16 protein-coding genes, 1 other RNA gene and 3 pseudogenes are annotated in these 24,384 nt (G+C 71.1%); 5 read left to right on the top strand and 15 right to left on the bottom strand.

The features are described from left to right. From murD to arsH, 10 genes and pseudogenes are all read right to left on the bottom strand, one after another. Nucleotides 1-1,365 carry a UDP-N-acetylmuramoyl-L-alanine--D-glutamate ligase gene (murD, locus tag M6G65_RS02265; RefSeq protein ID WP_238196562.1) on the bottom strand — a complete coding sequence of 455 codons (1,365 nt, stop codon included), beginning with the start codon at nucleotides 1,363-1,365 and terminating at the stop codon, nucleotides 1-3. A 205-nt stretch (nucleotides 1,366-1,570) separates the two neighbouring features. Then, nucleotides 1,571-2,656 (bottom strand): phospho-N-acetylmuramoyl-pentapeptide-transferase, encoded by a 1,086-nt coding sequence (gene mraY, locus M6G65_RS02260; protein ID WP_238196563.1) that lies wholly within the window; start codon nucleotides 2,654-2,656, stop codon nucleotides 1,571-1,573. 77 nt (nucleotides 2,657-2,733) lie between these two features. Next, complete coding sequence (locus M6G65_RS02255; protein WP_250103513.1) at nucleotides 2,734-4,185, bottom strand: UDP-N-acetylmuramoylalanyl-D-glutamyl-2,6-diaminopimelate--D-alanyl-D-alanine ligase; 1,452 nt, start codon at nucleotides 4,183-4,185, stop codon at nucleotides 2,734-2,736. A gap of 19 nt (nucleotides 4,186-4,204) precedes the next feature. Beyond that, nucleotides 4,205-5,660, bottom strand: a pseudogene (locus M6G65_RS02250) (UDP-N-acetylmuramoyl-L-alanyl-D-glutamate--2,6-diaminopimelate ligase). A 10-nt stretch (nucleotides 5,661-5,670) separates the two neighbouring features. After that, entirely contained in the window at nucleotides 5,671-7,572 is a 1,902-nt protein-coding gene (locus tag M6G65_RS02245) for a peptidoglycan D,D-transpeptidase FtsI family protein (RefSeq protein ID WP_430929539.1), read from the bottom strand. A gap of 5 nt (nucleotides 7,573-7,577) precedes the next feature. Beyond that, the gene (gene ftsL, locus M6G65_RS02240; protein ID WP_192708515.1) at nucleotides 7,578-7,991 is read right to left on the bottom strand and encodes a cell division protein FtsL; all 414 of its coding nucleotides are present in this window, start codon (nucleotides 7,989-7,991) and stop codon (nucleotides 7,578-7,580) included. Next, nucleotides 7,988-9,073, bottom strand: a complete 1,086-nt coding sequence (gene rsmH, locus M6G65_RS02235) for a 16S rRNA (cytosine(1402)-N(4))-methyltransferase RsmH (protein ID WP_250103512.1) — start codon at nucleotides 9,071-9,073, stop codon at nucleotides 7,988-7,990. Before rsmH ends, ftsL begins: the two co-directional genes overlap by 4 nt. Nucleotides 9,074-9,490: 417 nt before the next feature. After that, nucleotides 9,491-9,889, bottom strand: an RNA gene (rnpB, locus tag M6G65_RS02230) — RNase P RNA component class A. Nucleotides 9,890-9,933: 44 nt separating this feature from the next. Then, nucleotides 9,934-10,374: a VOC family protein gene (locus tag M6G65_RS02225; RefSeq protein WP_250103511.1), complete on the bottom strand. Its 441-nt coding sequence runs from the start codon at nucleotides 10,372-10,374 to the stop codon at nucleotides 9,934-9,936. Between the two features lie 209 nt (nucleotides 10,375-10,583). Further along, nucleotides 10,584-11,345, bottom strand: coding sequence for an arsenical resistance protein ArsH (gene arsH / locus M6G65_RS02220; protein WP_284042367.1), 762 nt, complete (start codon nucleotides 11,343-11,345; stop codon nucleotides 10,584-10,586). 50 nt (nucleotides 11,346-11,395) lie between these two features. Here arsH and M6G65_RS02215 point away from each other — a divergent pair, with 50 nt between their 5' ends. The 5 genes and pseudogenes from M6G65_RS02215 (at nucleotide 11,396) to M6G65_RS02195 (ending at nucleotide 18,659) form a co-directional block, all read left to right on the top strand. Further along, the gene (locus tag M6G65_RS02215; RefSeq protein WP_238196568.1) at nucleotides 11,396-11,755 is read left to right on the top strand and encodes an ArsR/SmtB family transcription factor; all 360 of its coding nucleotides are present in this window, start codon (nucleotides 11,396-11,398) and stop codon (nucleotides 11,753-11,755) included. Next, complete coding sequence (gene arsC, locus M6G65_RS02210; protein ID WP_250103510.1) at nucleotides 11,748-12,188, top strand: arsenate reductase (glutaredoxin); 441 nt, start codon at nucleotides 11,748-11,750, stop codon at nucleotides 12,186-12,188. Before M6G65_RS02215 ends, arsC begins: the two co-directional genes overlap by 8 nt. 76 nt (nucleotides 12,189-12,264) lie before the next feature. Further along, a pseudogene (locus tag M6G65_RS02205) lies at nucleotides 12,265-13,422 on the top strand (MFS transporter); the annotation flags it as partial. A gap of 82 nt (nucleotides 13,423-13,504) precedes the next feature. Beyond that, entirely contained in the window at nucleotides 13,505-16,126 is a 2,622-nt protein-coding gene (gene pepN, locus M6G65_RS02200) for an aminopeptidase N (RefSeq protein WP_250103509.1), read from the top strand. A 178-nt stretch (nucleotides 16,127-16,304) separates the two neighbouring features. After that, nucleotides 16,305-18,659 (top strand): PAS domain-containing sensor histidine kinase, encoded by a 2,355-nt coding sequence (locus tag M6G65_RS02195; protein WP_250103508.1) that lies wholly within the window; start codon nucleotides 16,305-16,307, stop codon nucleotides 18,657-18,659. Between the two features lie 6 nt (nucleotides 18,660-18,665). Here M6G65_RS02195 and M6G65_RS02190 read toward each other — a convergent pair whose 3' ends face one another. The 5 genes and pseudogenes from M6G65_RS02190 to M6G65_RS02170 all read right to left on the bottom strand — a co-directional run bounded on the left by M6G65_RS02190 (nucleotide 18,666) and on the right by M6G65_RS02170 (nucleotide 24,255). After that, nucleotides 18,666-19,085, bottom strand: coding sequence for a hypothetical protein (locus M6G65_RS02190; protein ID WP_238196572.1), 420 nt, complete (start codon nucleotides 19,083-19,085; stop codon nucleotides 18,666-18,668). Nucleotides 19,086-19,768: 683 nt separating this feature from the next. Continuing rightward, nucleotides 19,769-20,911: a GNAT family N-acetyltransferase gene (locus M6G65_RS02185; RefSeq protein WP_238196574.1), complete on the bottom strand. Its 1,143-nt coding sequence runs from the start codon at nucleotides 20,909-20,911 to the stop codon at nucleotides 19,769-19,771. Next, nucleotides 20,908-22,247 (bottom strand): annotated as a pseudogene (locus M6G65_RS02180) (lipopolysaccharide biosynthesis protein). Before M6G65_RS02180 ends, M6G65_RS02185 begins: the two are co-directional and overlap by 4 nt. 56 nt (nucleotides 22,248-22,303) lie before the next feature. Next, nucleotides 22,304-23,158, bottom strand: coding sequence for an SGNH/GDSL hydrolase family protein (locus tag M6G65_RS02175; RefSeq protein ID WP_430929567.1), 855 nt, complete (start codon nucleotides 23,156-23,158; stop codon nucleotides 22,304-22,306). Continuing rightward, nucleotides 23,158-24,255: an OpgC family protein gene (locus tag M6G65_RS02170; RefSeq protein ID WP_238196577.1), complete on the bottom strand. Its 1,098-nt coding sequence runs from the start codon at nucleotides 24,253-24,255 to the stop codon at nucleotides 23,158-23,160. The genes M6G65_RS02175 and M6G65_RS02170 overlap by 1 nt, the downstream gene beginning before the upstream one ends. Nucleotides 24,256-24,384 lie beyond the last annotated feature (129 nt).

The raw sequence follows: 24,384 nt of genomic DNA, 5'->3' as shown, positions 1-24,384 counted from the left end.
TCAGGGCAGCGCCTGCACCAGCTCCCGGAAACGGTTGCCGCGGATCTCGAAGTTCCGGAACTGGTCGTAGGAGGCGCAGGCCGGCGAGAGCAGCACAACGGGCTCCGGGGCGCCCGAGGCGGCAGCGTTCTCGGCGGCCTTCGGGACCGCCACCTCCAGGGTCTCGCAGCGGGTGTAGGGGACGGCGCCCTCCAGCGTCGCCGCGAAGGCATCGGAGGCGGCGCCGATCAGGTACGCGTGGGCGACCCGCTCGAAATACGGCACCAGCGGGAAAATGCCGCCGTCCTTCGGCTTGCCGCCGAGGATCCAGTGGATGTCCCGGAAGGCCGTGAGCGCCTTCTCGGTCGAATCCGCGTTCGTCGCCTTCGAATCGTTGACGAACAGCACGGGCCCGCGCCGCCCGACCTCTTCCATCCGGTGCGGCAGGCCCGGGAACGAGGTCAGCCCGGCCTGGATCTCCGCGGGTGAGAGGCCGAGCGCCCGCGCCACCGCCACGGCCACCGCGGCGTTCTGCCAGTTATGGGCGCCCCGGAGCGAGCCAATCCCGTTCACGTCGGCGAGCGCCGCACCGTCCGGATCGCGGACGATCCCGTCGCGCACGCTCAGCGCGTCGGTGCAGAGTGTCTCGCCGTGGGGCACGTGCACGCGCACGAGATCGGCGCCGCGCCGGTCGGCGATGGCTCGGCTGGGCGCATCGTCGATGCCGACCACCGCGAGGTCCGAACCGCGGATCAGGCGCTCCTTGATGGCCGCGTACTGCTCCATGGTGCCGTGGCGGTCGAGGTGGTCGGGGGTGATGTTCATCAGGACGCCGACGCTCGGATCGAGGCTCGGCGTCAGGTCGATCTGGAACGACGACATCTCGATCACGTGGACGCGGCCGGCGGCGGGCGGCTCCAGCGACAGGATCGCGGTTCCGATATTGCCACCCATCTGCACGTCGCGGCCTCCTTGCGCGAGCACGTGGGCGATCAGCGCCGTGGTGGTCGACTTGCCGTTGGTGCCGGTGATCGCCACGAACGGCGCCCCGGCGGCGTGGGCCCGGCGCTCGCGGCAGAACAGCTCGATATCGCCGATGATCTCGACATCCGCGTCGCGGGCGAGCCGGACGCTCCAGTGCGGCTCCGGATGGGTCAGGGGCACGCCGGGGCTGAGCACGAGCGCGGCGAAGCCCGACCACTCGGCCTCGCGCAGATCCTGCGTCTCGATCCCGGCCTCACGGGCCCGGGCGAGGCTGTCGGCATTGTCGTCCCAGGCCCGCACGCCGGCACCGCCCGCCTTCAGCGCCAGCGCGGTGGCGAGACCGGAGCCGCCGAGCCCGAACAGGGCGACGGTGCGGTCGGCGAAGGTGGTGATGGGCGTCATGGGAAGCTCGAGAAGCGAAAGGGGCCGGGCCGATCCCATCCAATTCCCTCATCCTGAGGTGCTCGCGTCAGCGAGCCTCGAAGGAGCCCTCCAGCGAGCGCGCGATCCCTGGAGGGCTCCTTCGAGGCCGCCGCTGCACGACGGCACCTCAGGATGAGGACCTGGGTGGGATCAGCCAGTTAAGGCGGCTCTCTATCACATTTTCTCAGCGCAGCTTCAGCGTCGCCAGTCCCGCCATGGCCAGGATGACGGCGATGATCCAGAACCGGATGACCACCTGCGGCTCCTTCCAGCCCTTCTGCTCGAAATGGTGGTGGATCGGCGCCATCCGGAAGACGCGCTTGCCGGTGAGCTTGAACGAGGCGACCTGGATGATCACCGACATCATCTCGAGGACGAACAGGCCGCCGACGATCGCCAGGACGATCTCGTGCTTCGTCGCCACCGCGACGGTGCCCAGGAGCCCGCCGAGGGCCAGGGAGCCGGTATCGCCCATGAAGATCTGGGCCGGCGGCGCATTGAACCAGAGGAAGCCGAGGCCGGCGCCGATCACGGCGCCGCAGACCACGGCGAGCTCGCCCGAGTCGCGGACGTAGTTCACCTGCAGGTAGCTCGCGGTGAACGAGTTGCCGACCAGATAGGCGATGAACCCGAAGGTGGCGCAGGCGATCATCACCGGCACGATCGCCAGGCCGTCGAGGCCGTCTGTCATGTTCACGGCGTTGCCGGCGCCCACGATCACGAAGGCGCCGAACAGCGGGTAGAACCAGCTGAGGTTCAGGAGCGCGTCCTTGAAGACCGGGAAGGCGAGCTGGTTCTGGAGCGCGGCCGGCGAGTAGACCGCGATCGTCAGGCAGGCCGCCATCGCGATCACCGCCTCGAGGGCCAGGCGGAACTTGCCCGAGAAGCCCTTGTGCGACTGCTTCGTCACCTTGAGGTAGTCGTCGTAGAAGCCGATGGCGCCGAAGCCGAGGGTGACGGTCAGCGTCACCCAGACGTAGTGATTGCGCGGGTTGGCCCAGAGCAGGATCGCCACGATCGCGCCCGCCAGGATCATCAGCCCGCCCATGGTCGGCGTGCCGCGCTTGGTCAGCAGATGGGTCTGCGGACCGTCCTCGCGGATCGGCTGCCCCTTGCCCTGGCGGATGCGCAGCAGCGAGATGATCCAGGGCCCGAACCAGAACACGAACAGGCCCGCCGTGAACAGCGCGCCGCCGGTGCGGAAGGTGATGTAGCGGAACACGTTGAGCGGCGTGAAGCTGCTGCTCAGGTCCGAGAGAAGGTACAGCATTCGGGCGCTCGGCCCCTTTGTTCAGGCGCGGGTTTCGGGGGGCGGCTCCGCGCGCTTCGAACGCGCGGGCCTGCCGGTCAGGGGGCTGTCGCCAGGGCGCGCCGCGCCTCGTCGACGGCGTAGCGGGCTTTCAGGGCCTCGACAATCCGGCCCATGCGGCTGCCGTTCGATCCTTTGACCATCACGGCATCGCCAGGCCGGAGCGTCCGGGCGAGCGGTTCCAGCAGGTCCGCGGACGTATCCGCCACGGCGCCGCGGCGGCTCACCGGCAGGGCCTCGAACAGGTGGCGCATCAGCGGGCCGGCCGCGAAGACGAGGTCGATCCGGGCCGCCTCGATCGCGTCGGCAAGGCCGCGATGCAGGTCGGGGGCGGCGGCGCCCAGTTCCAGCATGTCGCCCAGCACGGCGATCCGGCGGCCGCGGGGCCCGGTCTCGATCCCCGCGAGCGTCGCGAGCGCCGCCCGGACCGCCACGGGATTGGCGTTGTAGCTCTCGTCCACCAGGTAGGCGGTGCCGCCGCCGATCTCGAGGGCGGTGCGCTCGCCGCGCCCGGCCGGCGGCGTCAGCCCGCCGAGCGACAGGGCGGCGCGTGCGAGGTCGGCCCCGAGGCTGTGGACCACCGCCATCACACCCAGCGAATTCAGCGCCGCGTGCCGGCCGGCCGTGCCGAGCTTGTAGGTGACGGGCTGGCCCATCACGAGGGCATCGGCGACCGACAGGTCGGGGCGGAGCACGATCTTCAGGGCGCGCACGTCGGCATCCGGGTGCTCGCCGAAGGTGATCACCCGTCCCGCCCGGGAGGCCTGCGCGTGGGCCGCGAGCCGGTCGAAATGCTGGACGTCGCGGTTGATGATCGCGACGCCGCCGGGCTGGAGGCCGGAGAAGATCTCGCCCTTGGCGTCCGCGATGGCCGCGAGCGAGGCGAAATGCTCGATATGGGCGGGCGCGATCGTGGTGATCAGCGCGATGTCGGGCCGGACCTGGGCGGTCAGCGGCACGATCTCGGCCGCGTGGTTCATGCCGATCTCGAACACGCCGTAGCGCGTGGCTTGCGGCATCCGCGCCAGCGTCAGGGGCACGCCCCAGTGATTGTTGTAGGAGGCCGCCGAGGCGTGGGTCTCGCCCTGCCCGGAGAGCACGTGGCGCAGGGCCTCCTTGGTCCCGGTCTTTCCGACCGAGCCGGTCACCGCCACGACCTGGGCCTTCGTGCGGGTGCGCGCCGCCGCTCCGAGCCGGGTCATCGCCGTCAGCACCGGATCCGCACCCGTCTCGGGGACCGCCAGGACCGGGCCATGAGGCGCGAGGTCGCCGGCGCGGGCTTCGGCCACCACGGCGGCGCCGGCCCCGCGGCCGAGGGCGTCGGCCACGAAGTCGTGGCCGTCGCGGGCGTCGCCCCGGATGGCGAAGAACAGGTCGCCGGGCTGGAGCGTGCGGGTGTCGATCGAGGCGCCACCGATCGGGCGCTCGGCGCCGATCAGCCGCCCGCCCGTCGCGGCCTCGAGTTCCTCCCGCGTCCAGAGTGCGGTCATGGTCAGCCCCCGGTCACCTTCAGGTCGCCTCGGCGATCGCCGTGCGCAGGACCTCGTGGTCCGAGAACGGCAGCGTCCGATCCCCCACGATCTGGCCGGTTTCATGACCCTTGCCGGCCACGACCAGCACGTCGCCCGGCCCGAGACGCCGCACGGCCGTGCGGATCGCCTCGGCGCGGTCGCCGATCTCTCGCGCCCGGCGCGGCGTCGAGGATCGCCCGACGGATCGCGGCGGCCGCCTCGGTGCGCGGATTGTCGTCGGTGATGATCACGGTGTCGGCGAGGCGCTGCGCGATCGCGCCCATCAGCGGCCGCTTGCCCCGGTCGCGGTCGCCGCCGCAGCCGAACACCACGACCAGGCTTCCGGAGGCGAAGGGGCGGAGCGCGGTCAGCACGCTCTCCAGCGCCTCGGGCTTGTGGGCGTAGTCGACGAGGCAGAGCCCGCCCCGGGCCTCGCCGATCCGCTCCATGCGGCCCGGCACGCCGGTGAGATGGTCGAGGGCCGCGAACACGCCGTCGGGATCGGCGGCACCCGCCGGGGTTGCCAGGGCGAGGCCGGCCGCCACCAGGGCGTTCTCGACCTGGAATTCCCCGACGAGCGGCAGGCGCAGCTCCCGGGCCCGCCCCTGGAAGACCAGGCGCACGGCCTGCGCGAACCCCTCCGTCCGGACCGACTCGACGTGCAGATCCCGGCCGCCGCGCCCGACCGTTCGGATCGGCCGCCCCGCATCCTCGGCCGCGGCGATCACCCGGTCCGCATAGGCGCCGTCGGCGTTCACGATCGCCGGGCAGCCGGACGGCAGCAGGTCGGTGAACAGGCGCAGCTTGGCCGCGAGGTAGTCCTCGATGCTCGCGTGGTAGTCGAGGTGGTCCCGCCCGAGATTGGTGAAGCCCGCCGCGTCGAGCCGCACGCCGTCGAGACGGCGCTGCTCGATCCCGTGCGAGGACGCCTCCATGGCGAGGTCGGTGATGCCGTCCGCGGCGAGCCGCGCCAGCGTCTGGTGCAGCGTCACCGGATCCGGGGTGGTGAGCGAGCCGTACTGCGCGCCGCGGTTCGTGACGATCCCGACGGTGCCGAGGCTCGCGGCCTCGCGGCCGAGGCGTGCCAGGATCTGGCGGACGAAGTCGGCCACCGAACTCTTGCCCGCGGTACCGGTCACGGCCACCACGGTGTCGGGCTGCCGGCCGGCAAGCCGCGCCGCCGCGAGGGCCAGGGCGCGGCGGGCGTCGGCCACCGCGATCCAGGCGACCGCCTCCGGCAGATCGGCGGGGCGCGTCCCCTCCCCCGCCACCGCCACCGCGCCGCGGTTGGCGGCCTGCGCGGCGAAGCGGCGACCGTCGGCCTTGGTGCCCGGCACGGCCACGAACACCGTGCCCGTCGCGACCTGCCGGCTGTCGGCGGTCAGGTCCGACACCGTCAGGTCGGCGGCCGCTCCTGAGGCTTCCGGGAAGAGGTCGGCGAGCCGCGCGCTCATGACGCCACCATCACGGGCCGCCGAGCTGGTTGATGTGGTAGGCGTTGAGCTTGACCATCTGCGGGAACGGCCTCACCGGCGGCTCGAACTGCGGCGGCAGGCCCAGGATCGGCGCCACCCGCTCGATCACCTTGCCGGTGACCACGCCGGAGTTCCAGGCCGCCGTGGCGTAGCCGCCGGATTCCGGCAGGCCCTGCGGCTCGTCCATGATCGTGACGAACAGGTACTTCGGGTCGTTCATCGGCGCCGCCGCCATGAAGGTCGTGAACAGGCGGTTGTGGATGTAGCGCCCGCCGATCACCTTCTCGGCGGTGCCGGTCTTGCCGCCGACGAAGTAGTACGGGATCGCCGCCTTCTTGGCCGAGCCTTCGGAGGCATTGAGGCGCATAATGTAGCGCATCGCCTCGGAGGTCTGGGGCGAGAGCACGTGCGTAGCGCGGGCCTTGTCGTCCGGATTCGCCTTCAGGAAGGTCGGGGTGATCAGGTCGCCGCCATTGGCGATGGCCGCCACCGCGGCCGCCGCCTGGATCGGCGCCACCGCGATGCCGTGGCCGAACGCGATGGTGATGGTGTTGATCTCGGTCCAGCGGGACGGGACGATCGGCGCCGCGCTCTCGGGCAGCTCGGTGCGCAGCCGGTCGAGCAGGCCCATCTTCTTCAGGAAGGCCTTGTGGCCGGTGACGCCGACGCCGAGCGCCATCTTGGCCGAGCCGATGTTCGGCGAGTGGGTGAACACCTCCGGCATGGTGATGACGCGGTTGGTGCCGTGGTACTCGTGGATCTTCTGCCGGCCCCAGTTCAGCACGCCGCCGCGGGTGTCGAAGGTCGAGTTGACGTTATACTTGCCGGAATCGAGCGCCATGGCGAGCGTCATCGCCTTGAAGGTCGATCCCATCTCGTAGACGCCGACATTCATCCGGTTGATCCGGTCGGGCGACAGCGCGTCCTTCGGATCGTTCGGATCGAAATCCGGCATGGAGACCAGCGCGATGACCTCGCCGGTCTTCACGTCGAGGATCATCGAGGCGCCGGCCTTGGCCTTGAAGTGGTCGATGCCCCAGGCCAGCTCGTCGCGCACGGCGAACTGCGCGCGCAGATCGATGGAGAGCTGCACCGGCTTCAGGTCGGCCTGCTTGTTGACCAGCCCGAAGCTGTTGAGCGCCTGGAGGCCGGTGGAATCGATGTACTTCTCCATCCCGGCGATGCCGATGCCGTCGAGATTGGTCGCGCCCAGGATGTGGGCGGCGGCCGTGCCGTTCGGATAGACCCGCTGGTCGGGCAGGAAGCCGATGCCCGGGATGCCGAGCCTGTGGACCTCGGCCTGCTGCTTCGGGGTCAGCTCGCGCTTGACCCACACGAAGCCGGCGCCGCTCCGGCCCTTGCGCGAGGCCAGCTTGGCCCGCAGCTCGGTGGCGTTGAGTTCCGGCAGGACCGCGGTGAGCAGCTCGACCGCCTCGTCCTTATCGTAGATGTTGCCGGGCTCGGCAAAGACCGAGACCGTGCGGATGTCGGTGGCCAGGATCTCGCCGTTGCGGTCGGCGATGTCGGGCCGGAACGCCGTCGAGGAGGCGGCCGCGACCCTGTGCTCCTGGCTGGGCGGCTCGCCGAAGATCGCCATCATCAGGAGCTTGGCCGAGATCGTCCCGAACACGGCGACGAAGACCAGGCCGACCAGGGCGACGCGCATGTGCGACCGCTCGATCGCCAGCCGGAACATGCTGCGCAGGAACGCCTTGGCCCGCTCGGCGCGATCCACCGGGACGTGCTCGTCCTCTGCGAGGACGCGCGGCGCGTTGGCGGCATGCACCAGCGCCGCCGCCTCCAGCAGGGCGGCCTCGTGCTCCGGAACATGCGCGTCGGCCGCCTGCGTCTCGGCTGCCGCGTCTGCGATCTGGTCGGCGTCTTCGGACACGGGGATTACCTCGAAGCCGTCGTCGGGGTGCGGGTGGTGGTGACGGTGCGGGTGATCGAGCCGGTGGTGCGCGGCTCGATCGCACCCTTGTCCTTGGGCGTCGCGGTGGCCGCGAGCAGCCGTCCGATCTCGTCGCCGCGCTCCGGACGGGCGGGCAGATCCGAGAGGCGCGCCAGGTGGCTCGTGCCGATCGGCTCCAGGGCGAGATGCTTGTCGACCGCCGCCTGCAGCCGGTCAGGCCGGGTCAGGAGCTGCCACTCGGCGCGCAGCACCGCGATCGCCTGCCGTTCCGCATGCAGGGCGGTCTGCAGCTTCGACACCTGACCGCCCTGGTAGAGCGTGTCGTACTTGATCGAGTAGGCGTAGATCGCCGAGGCGACGAGGCCGGCCACGGCCAGCAGGTTCAGGAGGCGGATCATCGGCGATGGCCCCCGCGGGCGGCTTCGGGCAGGCTTGCCAGGGCGGTCAGCGCCGCGAGCGGCTCGGGCACGTCGGACTCCGTGCGCTCCGCCGCGCGGAGCTTCGCCGAGCGGGCGCGCGGGTTGCGCGCCGTCTCGGCCTCGCCCGGCAGGACCGGGCCTTTGGTCACGAGGTTGAAGCTGCGGACCACCTCGGCCGGAGCGCCCGGCAGGTGGCGCGACCCTTGCGCGGAGCGGCCGCTGCGGGCCGCAAAGAACTGCTTGACGATCCGATCCTCGAGCGAGTGGAACGTCACCACGGCGAGGCGGCCGCCGGGCCTCAGAACCCGTTCGGCCGCGTGCAGGGCGCGCACCAGCTCGCCGAGTTCGTCGTTCACCGCGATGCGCAGTCCCTGGAAGGTCCGCGTCGCCGGGTGGATGTGGCTGCCGGGCTCCGCCCGCACCACGCCGGCCACAAGCTCGGCGAGCTGCGCTGTGGTCTCGATCCGGCCGCGGCGGCGCGCCTCGTGGATCGCCCGCGCGACGGCGCGCGAGCGCCGCTCCTCGCCGTAATGGTAGATGATGTCGGCGAGCACCGTCTCGTCGGATTCATTGACGATGTCGGCGGCGCTGGGGCCGTCGCCGCCCATGCGCATGTCGAGAGGGCCGTCGTTGCGGAACGAGAACCCCCGCTCCGGCACGTCGAGCTGCATCGACGAGACGCCGATGTCGAGCACCACCTGATCGGCCTGCCCCACACCGGCCTCGGCCAGGAGGGTGTCGAGGTTGCCGAAGCGGCCCGGGATCAGGCGGAGGCGCCCCCGCGACGCGGCGACCAGGCTCTGCCCGGCGGCGATCGCCGTGGGATCACGGTCGATCGCCACGACCTGCAGGGCCGGATCCCGATCCAGCAGGGCGCGCGTGTAGCCGCCCGCTCCGAACGTGCCGTCGACGGCCAGTCCGCCGTCGGTGCTGAGCGTCGCGACCACCTCGCCGAGCAGCACCGGCACGTGCGGCTGAGCCGACGGGGACGAGGCCTCGGACTCGGTGCCGCTGCGCCGGACGGAGGCCGGAGGCTCAGCCGAAGGGCGGCGGCGGGTCATGGGCACCTCCGCCGGGAGACGCAGACCGGAGCGGAAGGGCGACGCGGACCGGGGAACCGGTCGCGGATGCGGCTCGTGCGTCTCATGATGCCCTGGACCGGGCCGCGCGAGCGCGGCGCGCGTGACGGGAACGGCATCGAATTCGGAGCGCGCAAAACGCCGCGCTCGGACGGGACCTGCACTGAGGCAGGTTGCGCCCGGCGATCCGATACACGCCGTTGACGGGAGGATGCCGGGTATCATGGGCCTCGGAGGATCGTCAACGCACAAGCTTGGCGCTGCCGCGCGATCCGATCTGACCCTGGCAAGGTTAACCGAAGGTTTTCGTCGCGCCGGAAATTTGATCGGACCCGACGTCCGGTTGCGGGGCCCGCGTCGCCCGTAAGGCACTGGCGGGGCTTCTGTTTTGAGGGCTTGTGGATCAGCCGGCCTGTAAGCCGGGTTCTGTAGGGCCGGAGCGCTTGCACGCCCCGACGTGGCAGCCATTCCTCTGGGACGGTCGTTGCCGACCGCCTCGAGCAACCAACCCGGGCGACTGGCCTGGAGAGCGGGCCTGCCCCTCTTGCGAAGGGCGCGCCGCCCCTATTCGGTCTTGCTCCCGGTGGGGTTTGCCGTGCCGTCCGCGTTGCCGCGTCCGCGGTGCGCTCTTACCGCACCCTTTCACCCTGACCCCGGACGGATCCGGGGCGGTCTGCTCTCTGTGGCACTGTCCCTGGGGTCGCCCCCGCCGGACGTTATCCGGCACCGTCTCTCCATGGAGCCCGGACTTTCCTCCCCGGACGCTCGCGCGTCCGGAGCGGCCGCCCGGCCGGCTGATCCGCGGGCAGATGCGCCCGCGCCGCCGTCCGGGTCAAGGCCGGTTACCAGCTCCCGGTGTTCTCCATCGACGCCCAGGGCTCCTGCGGCGCCTTCGCGCCGCCCTTCTGGAGGATCTCGATCGAGATGCCGTCGGGCGACTTCACGAAGGCCATGTAGCCGTCGCGCGGCGGGCGGTTGATGGTGACGCCCTTCTCCTGCAGCCGGCTGCAGAAGGCGTAGATGTCGCCGACCTGATAGGCGAGATGACCGAAATTGCGCCCGCCCGTGTAGGTTTCCGGATCCCAGTTGTAGGTCAGCTCCACGAGCGGCGACTTCGTCTCCTTCGCGCGCTCGGCGTCCCCGGGGGCGGCCAGGAAGACCAGCGTGAAGCGGCCCTTCTCGTTCTCGACGCGGCGGACCTCCTGGAGGCCGAACGTGTCGACATAGAAGGCGAGCGCCCGGTCGAGATCGGCGACCCGGACCATGGTGTGAAGAAATTCCATCGGGCGACGATCCCTCTGTTGGCGAGGGCTCTGACGGCGCCCTCGGCGGGTACGGACATGACCGGCCGTGCCTGGGCGGCATCAGGAGGCGGCCATCAGGGCGGCCGGCCGATTGCTGCGCTAGCTAGGGCCGCGCCGCCGGTCGAGTAGCCCGCTTCGACGGCAAACGCCCGCTCCGCTCCAGCAAGGCCGGACCCGTGAGGCGTCCGTCAGGGCTTGGCGAGGCCGATATCGGCGGCCAGCTCCTTCATTCGTTCCGGCGCGGAGGCCTTCCGCTCGCTGTAGCGATCGACCAGATAATCCGCCCGCTCGCGGGTCAGCAGGGTGAACTTCATCAGCTCCTCGCACACGTCCACGACGCGTTCGTAGAGGGGGCTTGGCTTCATCCGACCGTCGTCGCCGAACTCACGATAGGCCATCGGCACGGAGGATTGGTTGGGGATGGTGATCATCCGCATCCAGCGACCGAGCAGGCGCAGCGAGTTCACCGCATTGAAGCTCTGCGATCCGCCAGAGACCTGCATCACCGCCAGCGTACGGCCCTGCGTCGGGCGCACGCTGCCCTCGCTCAGAGGCAGCCAGTCGATCTGGCTCTTCATCACGCCGGTCAGGTTGCCGTGGCGCTCCGGCGAAACCCAGACCTGGCCTTCCGACCAGAGCGAGAGCGCCCGCAGTTCCTGAACCTTTGGATGATCCGCCGTGCTGTCGTCGGGCAGCGGCAGCCCGTGCGCGTCATAGATCCGGACGTCGCCGCCCATGGCCTCCAGCAGCCGGGCCGCTTCCTGCGCCAGGAAGCGGCTGTACGAGCGCGCGCGCAGCGAGCCGTACAGAATCAGGAAGCGCGGCGCGTGTGGGAACGGTTCCGGAACGTGTAGCTGCGCTGCCGTCGGCAACGGGAGATGGGCTGCGCTGAGATGGGGCAACTCGTCGGTCGGACGAAGCGTACGCGCGGTCGGCTCGGACTTGTCCACGATGCAGCGGTCTCGTATGATCAAACGATGGTTTGAATGTTGAAGTGAAGATGGACGAACCGCAAGCCCTGGCGGCCTTTGTGGCGCTGGGTCAGGAGCATCGACTGCGAGCGCTACGCGCGCTGGTTGTGGCCGGGCCGGACGGCATGGCGTCCGGAAGCCTAGCCGGGGCGATCGGCGTGTCGCCCTCCACGATCTCCTTCCACCTGAAGGAACTGCAGCAGGCCGGGCTAATCCGGTCCCGCCGCGCCGGGCGCTCGATCATCTACAGCGCCGCCTACCCGGTTCTCTCCGGGTTGATCGCCTTTCTCATGACGGATTGCTGCCAAGGCCGTCCCGAGGTCTGCGCGCCGGCCGTGGCGGCCTTCTCGAACCCCGACCCTGCGGCACGTGAGGTGGACCATGCCTGATAGCGTCTTCGACGTCGTGATCTATCACAACCCATCCTGCGGCACGTCGCGGAACGTGCTGGCGATGATCCGCAATGCCGGGATCGAGCCGCACGTCGCCGAGTACCTGAAGACGCCGCCGAGCCGGACCCTGCTCGTGCAGCTGCTGGCGCGAGCCGGGCTCTCGGTGCGCGACATCCTGCGCGAGACGGGCACGCCGTTCGCGGAATTGGGGCTCGGCGATCCGGCCATCCCGGACGACCGGCTTCTGGACGCCATCGCGGCGCATCCGGTTCTGCTGAACCGGCCCCTGGTGGTGAGCCCTCTGGGCGTCCGTTTGTGCCGGCCCTCCGAGGCCGTGCTCGAGCTCCTTCCCCCGCAGCAGGGGGCCTTCATCAAGGAGGACGGAGAGCCGGTGGTGGACGAGCACGGCCGCCGCGTCGGTCTGGCGTGAGGGGCGCCTCTTCGTCGAGGATCGCGGCGATGGGCCGTTCTTCGCGCGGCGCTCCCGGCTCGGGGCCGACGCCCTGATGGCCAACCACACCAAGCGATGGCCTGTGATCTCCGCCCTCGGCGTGGTGCAGATCCTCGCCTGGGGTTCGTCCTACTACCTGCCCGCCGTGCTGGCCGAGCCGATCGCCCGGGATACCGGCTGGCCGCTGGCCTGGATCGTCGGTGGTCTCTCGGTCGGCCTTCTGGTCGCGGCCGCGGTCTCGCCGCGTGTCGGGGCAGCCATCCAGCGGCGCGGAGGCCGCCCGGTCCTGGCGCTGGCGGCCCTGCTCCTGGCCTCCGGGCTCACGATCCTCGGTCTCGCCCCTGCCCTGCCGGTCTTCCTGACCGGGTGGCTCGTAATCGGGTTCGGCATGGGCTGCGGCCTATACGATCCCGCCTACGCGACGCTCGGCCGGCTCTACGGCGCGGAGGCGCGCCCGGCGATCACGGCCCTGACGCTTCTGGGCGGTTTTGCCAGCACCGTCTGCTGGCCGCTCTCGGCGTTCCTGGTGGCGCATGTCGGCTGGCGCGGCGCCTGCCTCACCTACGCGGCGCTGCATCTGACGGTGACGCTGCCCCTCGTGCTCCTGGCGATCCCCGCTGCGCCCGGACAGGCCCTCGGGGCCGGCGGCGTGACCCGGCCGGTGCCGCCGCTGGTCCCCTGGCAGCGCCGAGCGGTCCTGCTGATGGCCGGCGTCCTCGTGCTGGGCGGCGCGATCATGGCGCTGGTGTCGGTCCACCTGATCACCCTGCTCCAGGCGCGCGGTGTCGGCCTCGCGGCGGCCGTCGGCTACGGCGGCCTGATCGGCCCGGCACAGGTCGGGGCCCGACTGATCGAGATCTCCGGCCGTGGGCGTCACCATCCGCTCTGGACGCTGACCGCCGCCTTCGCGCTCGTCGCCATCGGCCTGGTTCTGCTGGCGGCGCACCTGCCGGTGATCGGGCTGGCGCTCGTCCTCTACGGCGCCGGGAACGGCGTCTATTCCATCGCCCGCGGCACGGTTCCGCTCGCGCTGTTCGGCCCGGAACACTACGCCGCTCTGATCGGCCGCCTGGCACGGCCGGGGCTCGTCGCGCAGGCGCTCAGCCCGCCGCTGGGCGCCTACCTGCTAACCCGCATCGGTCCCGATGCCCTCTGGGGCGTGCTCGCCCTGCTGGCCACGGCCAATCTCGGCCTGATCGGCGGCCTGTGGCGCCAGAAGACGCGGTCCGACCGCGTTGCGCCCGGCGGCGCGAAGGACCAGAACGAGCCCGAACCGCACCCGGAGAGAGAGCCGCATGCGCACCGAGACGCCGCCGCTGATCCGCCTCGAGGAATATCGGCCGAGCGACTACCTGATCGACCGCGTCGACCTCGACATCCGCCTCGACCCGCACGCGACCCGGATCGACGCGACCCTGACGCTCCGCCCGAACCCGGCGGGTGAGGCAGGGGCGCCGCTCAACCTCGACGGCGATGACCTGCGGCTGGTCTCGGTCGACCTCGACGGCACGGCCCTCGCGGCCGATGCCTACACGGCGAGTCCGGCCGGCCTGAGCCTTCTCGCGCCGCCCCGAAAGCCCTTCACTCTGCGGCTCGTCACCGAGGTCGACCCGACAGCCAACACCAAGCTGATGGGGCTCTATCGCTCGAGCGGGGTCTACTGCACGCAGTGCGAGGCCGACGGCTTCCGGCGCATCACCTATTTCCTCGACCGGCCCGACGTGATGGCGGTCTACACCACGCGCATCGAGGCGGATCGGGCCGAGGCGCCGGTTCTCCTCGGAAACGGCAATCTCGCCGAAACGGGATCCGTCGGCGCGGATCGGCATTTCGCCGTCTGGCACGATCCGCACCCGAAGCCGGCCTACCTGTTCGCCCTCGTGGGCGGCCGCCTCGGCAAGGTCGAGACGCGGTTCACCACCATGGACGGGCGTCCGGTCACCTGCGCGGTCTATGTCGAGCCGGGCAAGGAGCCGCGGGCGGATTACGCCCTCGACGCGGTGATCCGCTCGATGGCCTGGGACGAGACCGCCTTCGGCCGCGCCTACGACCTCGACGTGTTCAACGTCGTCGCCGTGTCCGACTTCAACATGGGCGCCATGGAGAACAAGGGCCTCAACATCTTCAACGACAAGTACGTTCTGGCCAGCCCCGAGACGGCGACCGACGGGGATTACGCCGCGATCGAGGCGATCATCGCCCACGAGTATTTCCACAATTGGTCGGGCAACCGCGTTACCTGCCGGGACTGGTTCCAGCTCTGCCTGAAGGAGGGTCTCACGGTCTTCCGGGACCAGGAATTCTCCTCCGACATGCGCTCCCGGCCGGTGCACCGGATCGGCGAGGTGCGCTCGCTCCGAGCGCGCCAGTTCCCTGAGGATGCCGGGCCGCTGCGCCACCCGGTGCGGCCCCGGGCCTACGCGGAGATCAACAACTTCTACACGGCGACCGTCTACGACAAGGGCGCCGAGATCGTCCGGATGCTGCGCACGCTGCTGGGTGCCGAGGCGTTCCGGGCCGGCATGGACCGCTACTACGCCGACAATGACGGGCGCGCCGCCACGGTGGAGGATTTCCTGGCGGCCTTCGCGGCGGTCTCGGGTCGCGACCTGTCCGCCTTCGCCCGCTGGTACGAGCGCCCCGGCACGCCCCGCCTCGCCGTCACGGCCACCTACGACCCGGCGGCGGGACGCTACGCGCTCCGGTTCGCCCAGAGCCTGCCTGGAGAGGCGGGGCGGGACGGGCCGCCGCTGGTGATCCCGGTCGCCCTCGGCCTCGTCGGCGCGTCCGGCCCGCTCACCGAGGCGAGCTCCCCGGACGTGCGCGACGGCGTCTATGTCCTGGACCGGGCCGAGGCCGAGATCGTGTTCGAGGGCGTCTCCGAGGAGCCGGTCCCGTCGCTCCTGCGCGACTTCTCCGCGCCGGTGCGGCTCGATCTCCCCCTCTCCGATACGCAGAGCATGCGGCTGCTCGCGCAGGACAGCGACCCGTTCAACCGGTGGCAGGCCGCCCAGGACGTGAGCCTCCGCCTGATCCTCGACCCCGATCCGGGACGCGCCGATGCCTTCGCGGCCGCGCTCGGACGATTCCTCGGCGACGAGGCCCTGGCCGACCCGGCCTTCGCCGCCCTCGTCCTGGCGCTGCCGAGCGAGGGCGAGGCGGCGGATGCCGTGCCGTCCGATGTCGATCCCGACGCGATCCACCGGGCGCGGCATGACCTGCGGGCGCATCTCGGGACGGCGCTGCGGTCACGGCTCGAGCGCCTCGACGCGGCCCTCGCCCCCGCCGCAGGTGCTGCCTACAGCCCCGACGCGGCCTCCGCCGGTCGCCGATCGCTGCGCAACGCCGCCCTCGACCTCGTCGCGGCGGGCGATCCGGAGGCCGGCGCGGCGCGGGCCGCCGAGCGCCTGGCCGGAGCCACCAACATGACGGACCGCCTCGCCGCCCTCGGTACCCTCGCGCTGATACCCGGCGAGACCCGGGAGACCGCCCTGGCGGAATTCGCCGCGCGCTACGCCGACGAGCCCCTCGTGCTCGACAAGTGGTTCGCTATTCAGGCGCAGATCCCCGAGGCCGGGACGCTGGAGCGGATCACCCGGCTGCAGAGCCACCCCGCCTTCACCATCACCAACCCGAACCGGGTCCGCGCCCTGATCGGTAGCTTCGCGTTCGGCAATCCGACCCAGTTCACCCGGAAGGACGGAGGCGGGTTCTCACGCGTGGCCGAGACGGTCGCGGTCCTCGATTCGGCCAACCCACAGGTTGCCGCGCGGCTGCTGACAGCGTTCGGATCCTGGCGCCGGCTGGAAAAATCGCGTGCCGCCAAGGCGGTCGAAATGCTTAATTGGATCAAGGCGATCCCAGGCCTATCGCGGGACTCCGCCGACATCCTCGCACGGACTCTCGGAGACGGCTAAGTAGCTGAACTTACGGTAGAAAACTCTCATCGGGCGACCCGGCAACACCGGGCGTCCGTCAATCCCTCGGGCCAAAAAACCCGTGGACAAATGGCCCCCCGAGGTGATTGTATTCACACAGATTCGGGGGGGCAGGACGCCTCGACCGGTTCGCAGCTCCCACGGGCGAGGTTCGGCCATGCCGGAGGCGGGTTCCGCTTCCTTCTCCGCGCGTGCGGATTCGAGTCTCACCGTCTCGTGGCCGATGCGGGCGCGGGATCCGCGGCTCGGCCAAGCGGAGCGCTGGTTGCGCTATGCCGTGCCGGGCACGCTCGCGATGTTCCTGGCCTGCCTCGTCGGACTGGCGGCGCTCCACATCCAGGGTCAACGCGCCGAGATCCTGGCCGGCGCGCGCGCCGAGATCGAGGGCTTCGCTCGGCTGGCCGCGCGGGCGGTCGCGCCCGCCGGGACCGTCGCGTCGGACCTCCAGACCCTGTTGCCGGAAAGCGGTCGCTATCCGGGCCGGCGCCTGCTGCTGGTCCGGCCCGACACGCGCATCGCCGCCGCCCATCCGCCGCTTCCGGCCGACCTGACGACCCTCGCCCAGGTGCTCGGCGACGGCGAGCCGCTCTCGAGTCTCGGCGAGCGCGCCGGCGCCATGGCTCTCGAGCTTCCGGGCGGCGAGAGCGTGCTGGCCGCAGTGCACAGCCTGCCCGGCGGCGCCGGCCAGGTGGCGGTCCTCCAGCCGGTCGAGCCACTGCTGCGCGGCTGGAGCGCGCGGACCCGCGACCAGATCGTCCTGATCGCGGCTGCGGCCCTGGTCATCGTCGGCGTCGGCCTCGCCTACGGCCTGCAGACCCGTCAGGCGGCACGGGCCGACCGGGCTCGCGAGCAGATCCGCGGCCGCCTTGAGACGGCCCTGCGCCGCGGGGCCTGCGGCCTCTGGGACTGGGACGTCGCCCGGGGGCGGATCTACTGGTCCGACTCGATGTACAGCCTGCTCGGCTACCGGCGGCAGCACGAGTACCTTTCCTTCGGCGACGTCAACGGCCTAGTTCACCCCGACGACGGGGATCTCTACAGCCTCGCCCGGGGGCTTGCCGCCAACCAGACCTTCATCGACCACGCCTTCCGCATGCGCGGCGCCGACGGGGCCTATGTCTGGCTCCGCGCCCGGGCCGAGGTCGTCGCGGACGCGGCCGATGGCGGCCGCCACCTCGTCGGCATCGCCACCGACATCAGCGAGCAGCGGGCGCTCGAAGAGACCAACGCAGCGGCCGACATGCGCCTGCGTGATGCCGTCGAGGCGATCTCGGAGGCCTTCGTCCTCTGGGATACCGGAAACCGGCTGGTCCTGTGCAATTCGAAGTTCCGGCATCTCCACGCCCTCAGCCCCGAGGATGCCCAGGCCGGCCGCAGCTACATGGACGTGATGGGCCGGGGCGTGCTCCCGCAGGTCCGCCGCGAATCGCCCGATGCCGGCCGGGCCCTGATCGGAATGACGTCGCGCACCTTCGAGGCCGAACTCGCGGACGGCCGCTGGCTCCAGATCAGCGAGCGGCGCACCAAGGATGGCGGCTACGTCTCAGTCGGGACCGACATCACGAGCCTGAAGCGCAATCAGGAGCAGCTCCTGGCCTCGGAACGGGAATTGATCGAGACGGTCAAGGACCTCAAGCGCTCCCGCCGGACCCTCGAGTTGCAGACGCAGCAACTCGCCGACCTCGCCGAGCGCTACCTCGACCAGAAGGCCGCCGCCGAGGCCGCGAGCCAAGCCAAGTCCGAGTTTCTGGCCAACATGAGCCACGAGCTGCGCACACCGCTCAACGCCATCATCGGCTTCGCCGACGTGATGGAGAACGCGGTGCTCGGGCCGCTCGGGACTCCGCGCTACACCGAATATTGCCGCGACATCCGGGAGAGCGGCTCGCACCTGCTCTCGATGATCGGCGACATCCTCGACATGGCGCGGCTCGAGGCGCGCCGGGTGCGGCTGGATCCCCGCGCCATCTGCGCCGAAACGGCCATCGCGGCCGCGCTCGCGCCCGTCGAGGCCGCGGCCCGCGAGAAGGCGATCACCATCAGTGTCGACGTCCCGCAGGGACTCGACCTGCTGGCCGACCCGAACGCGATGCAGCAGATCCTCGCGAATCTCATCCAGAACGCCCTGAAGTTCACGCCGGCGGGCGGCGAGGTCGTGGTGCGCGCGCGGCGCGCCGGGACGCGCACGCACCTGTTCGTCGAGGATAACGGCATCGGGATCCCGCGCTCCGATCTCGCACGCCTCGGTCGCCCCTTCACGCAGGTGGAGACCCAGATGACCCGCAGTCACAAGGGATCGGGGCTCGGTCTCGCCATCACGCGGTCGATGGTCGAGCTGCATGGCGGCTCGCTGCGGATCCGCTCCGAAGTCTCGGTCGGCACCATCGTCCTCGTGCGCCTTCCGGCCCCCAGTGCCGAGCGCTCGGATCAGACCCTTCCTGAGGTCTCCGCCCCTCGCCCGGTCGCGGCGGCGCGGACCGGCCGGCGCGCCGCGCGCCCGGTCGCCGCCTGACGCGCCCTAACGGCGCGGATCCAGGCCGCCGAGGCGAGCGACCCGGCCTTGCTCCGCGTGCCAACGTGCATCCGCCACGGCCCGGGTGAGACGCCGGATTCGCCAGCGGCGGTACGGCGCCAGCATCGGATTGCCGCCGAGCCTCGCCTGGTGCCGCTGCAAACGCCGGAGCAGGGCCGGCAATTGTGCCGCGGCCGCGTCGCCGGTGGCGATCTCGATGGCGCGGAGTTCCGCCCAAAGCCCCGCCTTCCAATCTTCCATGACGGGTCCGCCTCCGCGCTGGTATCCCGGTCGAGGCAGCTCGGCCTGTCCGGGCTTTTGAATCGCCCGGGTGCCGCCGCGTCCGCGGCGTGACGGCACGCTGCGAAAACCCGCGGCACGGTCGGGTGTTTGCTCGCCATGGGATCCGTCATGCGGATCGGACATGGAGGATACGGACGATGCCATCGCGAACAACCCTGCGCTTCACCCTGACGGCCCTGATCGGTCTCGCCGCAGGTCCGGCGCTGGCGCAGAGCACCGGATACGTCACAGGTTTTCCGGGCAAGGATCCTGCGGGTGACGAGGAGATCGGCTGGGGGCCAGCCTATCGTCCGGAGACGAGTTTTTCTCAGCCCGGCACACCGCCGACCCCGGGGAGATCGCCGGCCGCGCCTACCGGGCGCGCACCGGGCACGGCGTCTACGACCGGGTCGAGGGCGACGGTCCGTACCGGAGCCGCTGAGGCCGGCAGCTAGGCCGCGTCGCGTTGGCAGGCCACGCCGTCCGAGGCAGGCGAGCGCTGACGGTTTCGACAGACGCGAGCGGCCGCCTTTCCCGCACGGGCTTGCGGATCAACGCTTCTGCGCTCGACACCAAGGCTCTGAGAAGAGGGCTGCCGAGACGATCCCGGGCCGTCATTCCGGGGCCGCGCAGCGGAGCCCGGAATCCAGACCCGCCGACGCGGCAAGCTTTGGCACCGACGGCGGGTCTGGTTTCCGGGCTCGCCTTCGGCGCCCCGGAATGACGGCGGGGCCCATCACCTTGCGCGAAGGTCGATAACTGCCGGTGAACAGAGGCCGGACCCGGACTGCGCCAGCAGAACCTTCGGCCCCGTCTTTGAGACCTGCCTAGTGCCGCCCGAGGGCGCGCTTGGCCGTGCTGCGCGCCTGCGCCTCGAACCGGGCGATCCGCAGGCGCCGCTCCAGGGAGAGGGCGTGGCTGCCGGGCGGCACGGCGATGATCTCGGCGATCCGCGTCCGGTCGCGATAGAGGCTTTCCAGGGCCGATCCCTCGAGCGTCGCCGAATCGAGCCGATCGGCGAAGCCGGTCTTGTGACAGGCGCGCACGATCTCGGCCTCGAGCAGGAGCCCCGGTGCGTGGCTGCGGACGGTCTCGTCGTAGGCTGTCTTGAGCAGGGTCGCGGTGCCGGCACCGACAAGGGCGAGGCTGATCGCGATGGGGCGGCCGTCGAGGGTCAGCGCATCCGCGCGGACGCCGACCGGACCGGATCCCGCGGAGAACAGGGTGTGGGCAAGCGCAACGGTCTCCGGCCGGCATGCCATGGCCGTGCCGGTCTGTCCTTTCCAGCCCGCGCGCTCCAGGTCGAGGAACGCCGCGACGAGGCGGTCGAGATCCGCCCCGCAGGCGGCGCTCTCGTGTGCGACGGTGCCGGCCTCCGCGAGCCGGCGGGCGCGGCGGCGCAGGTCCTTGAACCGCGCGCGGTTCGGATGGCCCGCCAGGAACGCGTCGTGATCGGCCCGCCGCTCCATGACGGGACGATCGAAGGCCGACACAGTGCCGATCGCCCAGCCGCGGGCCCGCATGGCCGCCAGCATGACCGGTCCGGCGCCGTCCTCAATCGGCAGCAACGGCCATCGCCAGGCCCGCCCGCCGGACGCGGACGCGAGGCCGTCCACCAGGGCCTGCGCGTGCGCGGCGCGGTGTGGCCCGTCGGCGATCAGCGGTGCCGAGGCTGTCATGAACGGGGACAGGAAGGGCCGTGCGACCCGGCCGCCGAGCCCGGTGATATCGCGGGTCATCGTATAGGGCAGGACCGCGACGAGCTTCGCTCCGTCCCGGATCGTCACGAATCGCAGGTCCTTCGGCAGCAGGCCGGCGCTCCGGTGCGCTGCGATCACGTGCCGCGAGACGTGCGGGTGCGGCGCGACGCCGGAGGCGAACAGGGTATCCCAGTCGGCCGCATTGGGAGGCCAGTCGCAGGCGTGTGACAGACCGAAGCTGCCCTGGGCAGCCGCCGCGACCGGGCTCATCCGACCGCTCCCGCCGACCAGACGGGTGTCGGGAGCCCGTGAAGCTGCCCGGCGGCGCGGGCGAGAAGCCAAGCCCGCGCGACCGTGGCGAAGGCGACCGCCAGGGCGGCCCCGAGCGGCCCGAAGGCCGGAACGAGTGCGAGGCACAGGCCCGCGGCCGCGATCAGTGTCCCGGCGGTGAGGCCCGCGCAGAGGCGCTCGCCGCCCAGCATGGTCAGTAGATCCTCGCCAGGCCCGAACAGGCTCGCCGCGACGCTTCCGGCCAGGAGCACGCACAGGATCGGCACGCTCGCGCCGAGATCCGCGCCGAACATCGCCAGGAGCAGCGGGCTCGCGGCCAGGATCGCGCCCCCGACCGCGAAGGTCGCGGCCGCCGTGGTCCGTCCCTGGCGCCGGACCAGTTCGGCCAGCAGGAAGCGATTGGCCTGCGCCTGGGCGGCGCTGTAGCGCTGCAGCGTCGCGGCGCTGATCGCGAAATGCACGAACACGACGAATTGCTGGATGCGCGTCGCCGCGAAATAGAGGCCGACCTCGGCCGGGCTCACCAGCGCCCCCAGCACGATCACGTCGGCGAAGGTGAAGCCGGCATTGGCGAGGTCGATCGCGGCGATCGGCAGGCTGACGCCGAGCCAATTCCGCCAGCGGTAGCGGTGCGGGCCTGCGGGAAGGGCCTTCCGGAGCCGTGCGGCGAGGAGGCCGGCCTGCAGCGCCGTCGCGGCGGCCGCGGCGGCCAGCATGCAGGCCATCGCGACTTCCGCGCGCGGCGGCGCGCCGACGAGGACGGCGCCGGCCATGCAGGCCATCATCAGGGTCTGCCGCAGCAGATAGGGCGGCGCGATGGCGAGACCGACCCAGTTCTGGCTGCGCGCCACACCCTCCAGATAGTCCTGAAGCGCGAAGAGCGGCATGACGCAGAGGGCGACCGCGATCGGCGCCCGGTAGACCGGCGCGAACAGGTTCGGCTCAAGGATGAGCAGCGCCGCGCCGAGGCCCGCGACGGCGAGCGCCGCACCGCCGGTCATCAGCGCGCCGGCACGGATGTAGCCGCGCGCCGGTCGAGATCGCCCTGCGCCTGATCGCGCGGCACGAACCGGCAGGCGCCTTGGGACAGCCCGAGGGTCAGGGTATGGCCGAGCATCGCGGTCCAGACCCAGACGGAGGCGAAGATGCCGTAGGCATCCCACCCCATCAGGCGCGCCGCCAGGACCTGGGAGCCGTACGCGAAGCCGGCCGAGCCGACCCGGATGGCGAAGACCGTGAGGGCTGCCCGCTGCGGTCCGCTGCGCAATCCGCGGAGGCGTCTCATCGCGCGGGCGGGGAGAGCCGTGGCTGACACTACGCGCTCCGCGCCGGACCCGGGTCCGGCGGGACGCCGACCTCTGGTTGTCGGGTCTAGCCCGGGGCGCGTTGCGGCTCGGTTAAGGGCTGTGTCGACGGATTGGCCTTCGGCTCCGCGGGCACGTCCGTCCGCATCAGCGAGGTGGCGATCGTCAGGGCCACGTGCTCGGCCATGCACCGCAGGCCGAGATCGTTGAGCCGGAACTGGCGCCCGAGCATATGGCCTTCGCCCTTGTCGCCGCGCCGCGACAAGTACCGGAGGGCCTCGTAGCGCCGCACCAGCGGCACCTGCTGCTGTGTCGCGACGGTGCGTACCGCCTCGACGATCCGGTTGTAATCCGCGTCGGCCGCCATGCTGGCGGTGTAGAGCGGGTCCACCAGCACCACGTCGATTCCGTGAGACCGGATCCAGGCGACCGCCTCGTCGAGCGCGCTCGCGAAGGCGTCGGCATCGACGCGGGCGATGGCGTCGTGCGTACCCACCTGCCAGACGACCAGATCGGGCTCGGCCTCGGCCACCATGGTGCGGACACGCTCGGCGGCCCCGGAGGCGATCTCGCCCGGCAGGCCGCGGTGGTCGATCACGACGTCGACCTTCGGAAGCGCCTGTTCCAGGGCCGCTTCCAGCTTCGCCGGGTAGGAGGCCGACGCGCCCGGCGCCGCGCTGCCGCCGATCGCCAGGATCTTGATCGGCCGGTTCTCCGTCAGCGCCGCCTTGACGCTCCCGAGCTTGGCCGCCGTGTAGAGCTGCGCACCCGGGACGCGGCATTCCATGGACAGGCCCGGCTCGCCGGATCCGGTATCGGCCGGCTGCTGGGCAACGGCCGGCGCGCCCAGGATTGCCAGCAGGATGGCCGCGGCCCCGAACAGGGCGGTGCGGGGCGGCAACACGGGACGACACGCCTGCATCACGGGCGCGGTCGTGACGACTTGCTGCGGCTGCGCCATTCGACGAACCATGCCGTAAACCCCAGCCCCACGAGGCCCGAGCCGGCGACCAGCATATCGATCAGCAAGCCGCCGCCGGTCTGAAAACGCACGAGCTGCCCGATCAGGCTCAGGATTGAGCCCATCGAGAAGACAGCCAGCGAATTCCGGCCCATCTGGGAGAGATAACCGGCGATGCGGCCGATTCGCGGGACCAGTACTGCGTAAAGCGGTGCAAACGCTAACAATACCCCCAGAAAATGAACCAGTCGGGCCGGCGTCAGATAGGTTTTCTCGAAGGTGAAGAGCAGGCGCGGCTCCGGCACCACCATTGGGTCGGGGCGGATCTCGGTCACGGCGAGCACGATCCCGAGGAGCACGATGGCGATGCCGGCGGGAAACAGCCGACGCGACCAGCGGCGCAGGGCGTCGGAGCGCAGGTTCCAGCCCTGGAGCACGAAGCCCAGCACCAGCAGGAGCTGCCAGCAGAGCGGGTCGAAGAACCAGTCGCCCTCGCCGGGCCAGGACGGCACGTTCCACTCGAACACGAGGCTCGCGAGATAGATGCTCCCGGACAGCGCCAGGGCCGCGATCAGGCTGAAGCGGCCGACCAGCACGAAGACCGGCGCGATGCCGATGAGCAGCACGTAGAGCGGCAGGATGTTGAAATAGCCGAGCTGGTAGGTCAGCAGGGCCATGCCGCAGACGGACTGGATCGGGTCCGCGAAGAACCCGCCTGCATTGTGCCATTCGAGGATGAGCGGGTTGTCGAGCAGCAGGGCCGCACCGGCGATGATCGCGAGCGCCAGCAGCATCACGGTGAGCTGGGCGCGGTAGACCTCGACGGTGCGCGCCAGGAGCCGCACCACGCTGCGTCCCGGCGGCTCCGGCACACCGTCGCGCCCACGCGTGGCGATGCCGATCGACCAGCCCGCCAGGAAGACGAACAGCTCGGCCGCGTCCGAGATGCCGTACTGCGAGAAGGTGTACCGCTCGAAGGTATTGCCCGGGATATGATTGATGAAGATCGTGACCAGGGCGAAGCCGCGCCAGAAATCGATCGCGTTGGGGTCCCGCATCGTCGCGGCGGCTCCGAGGTTCCGGCTCTTCAGATCGTCGACGGGCGGCTGTCGGCCCCTGATAAGGGGCCGCGCCGGGTCTGCAAAGGCGGACGAAGGTGGAGGACGTGCGCCGCGTCGAACCCGGCG

The sequence above is a fragment of the Methylobacterium tardum genome, from assembly GCF_023546765.1.
Lineage (GTDB): Bacteria > Pseudomonadota > Alphaproteobacteria > Rhizobiales > Beijerinckiaceae > Methylobacterium > Methylobacterium tardum.
The sequence above is the reverse complement of the archived record's forward strand: the minus strand, read 5'-3'. Positions and strand labels throughout refer to the sequence as shown.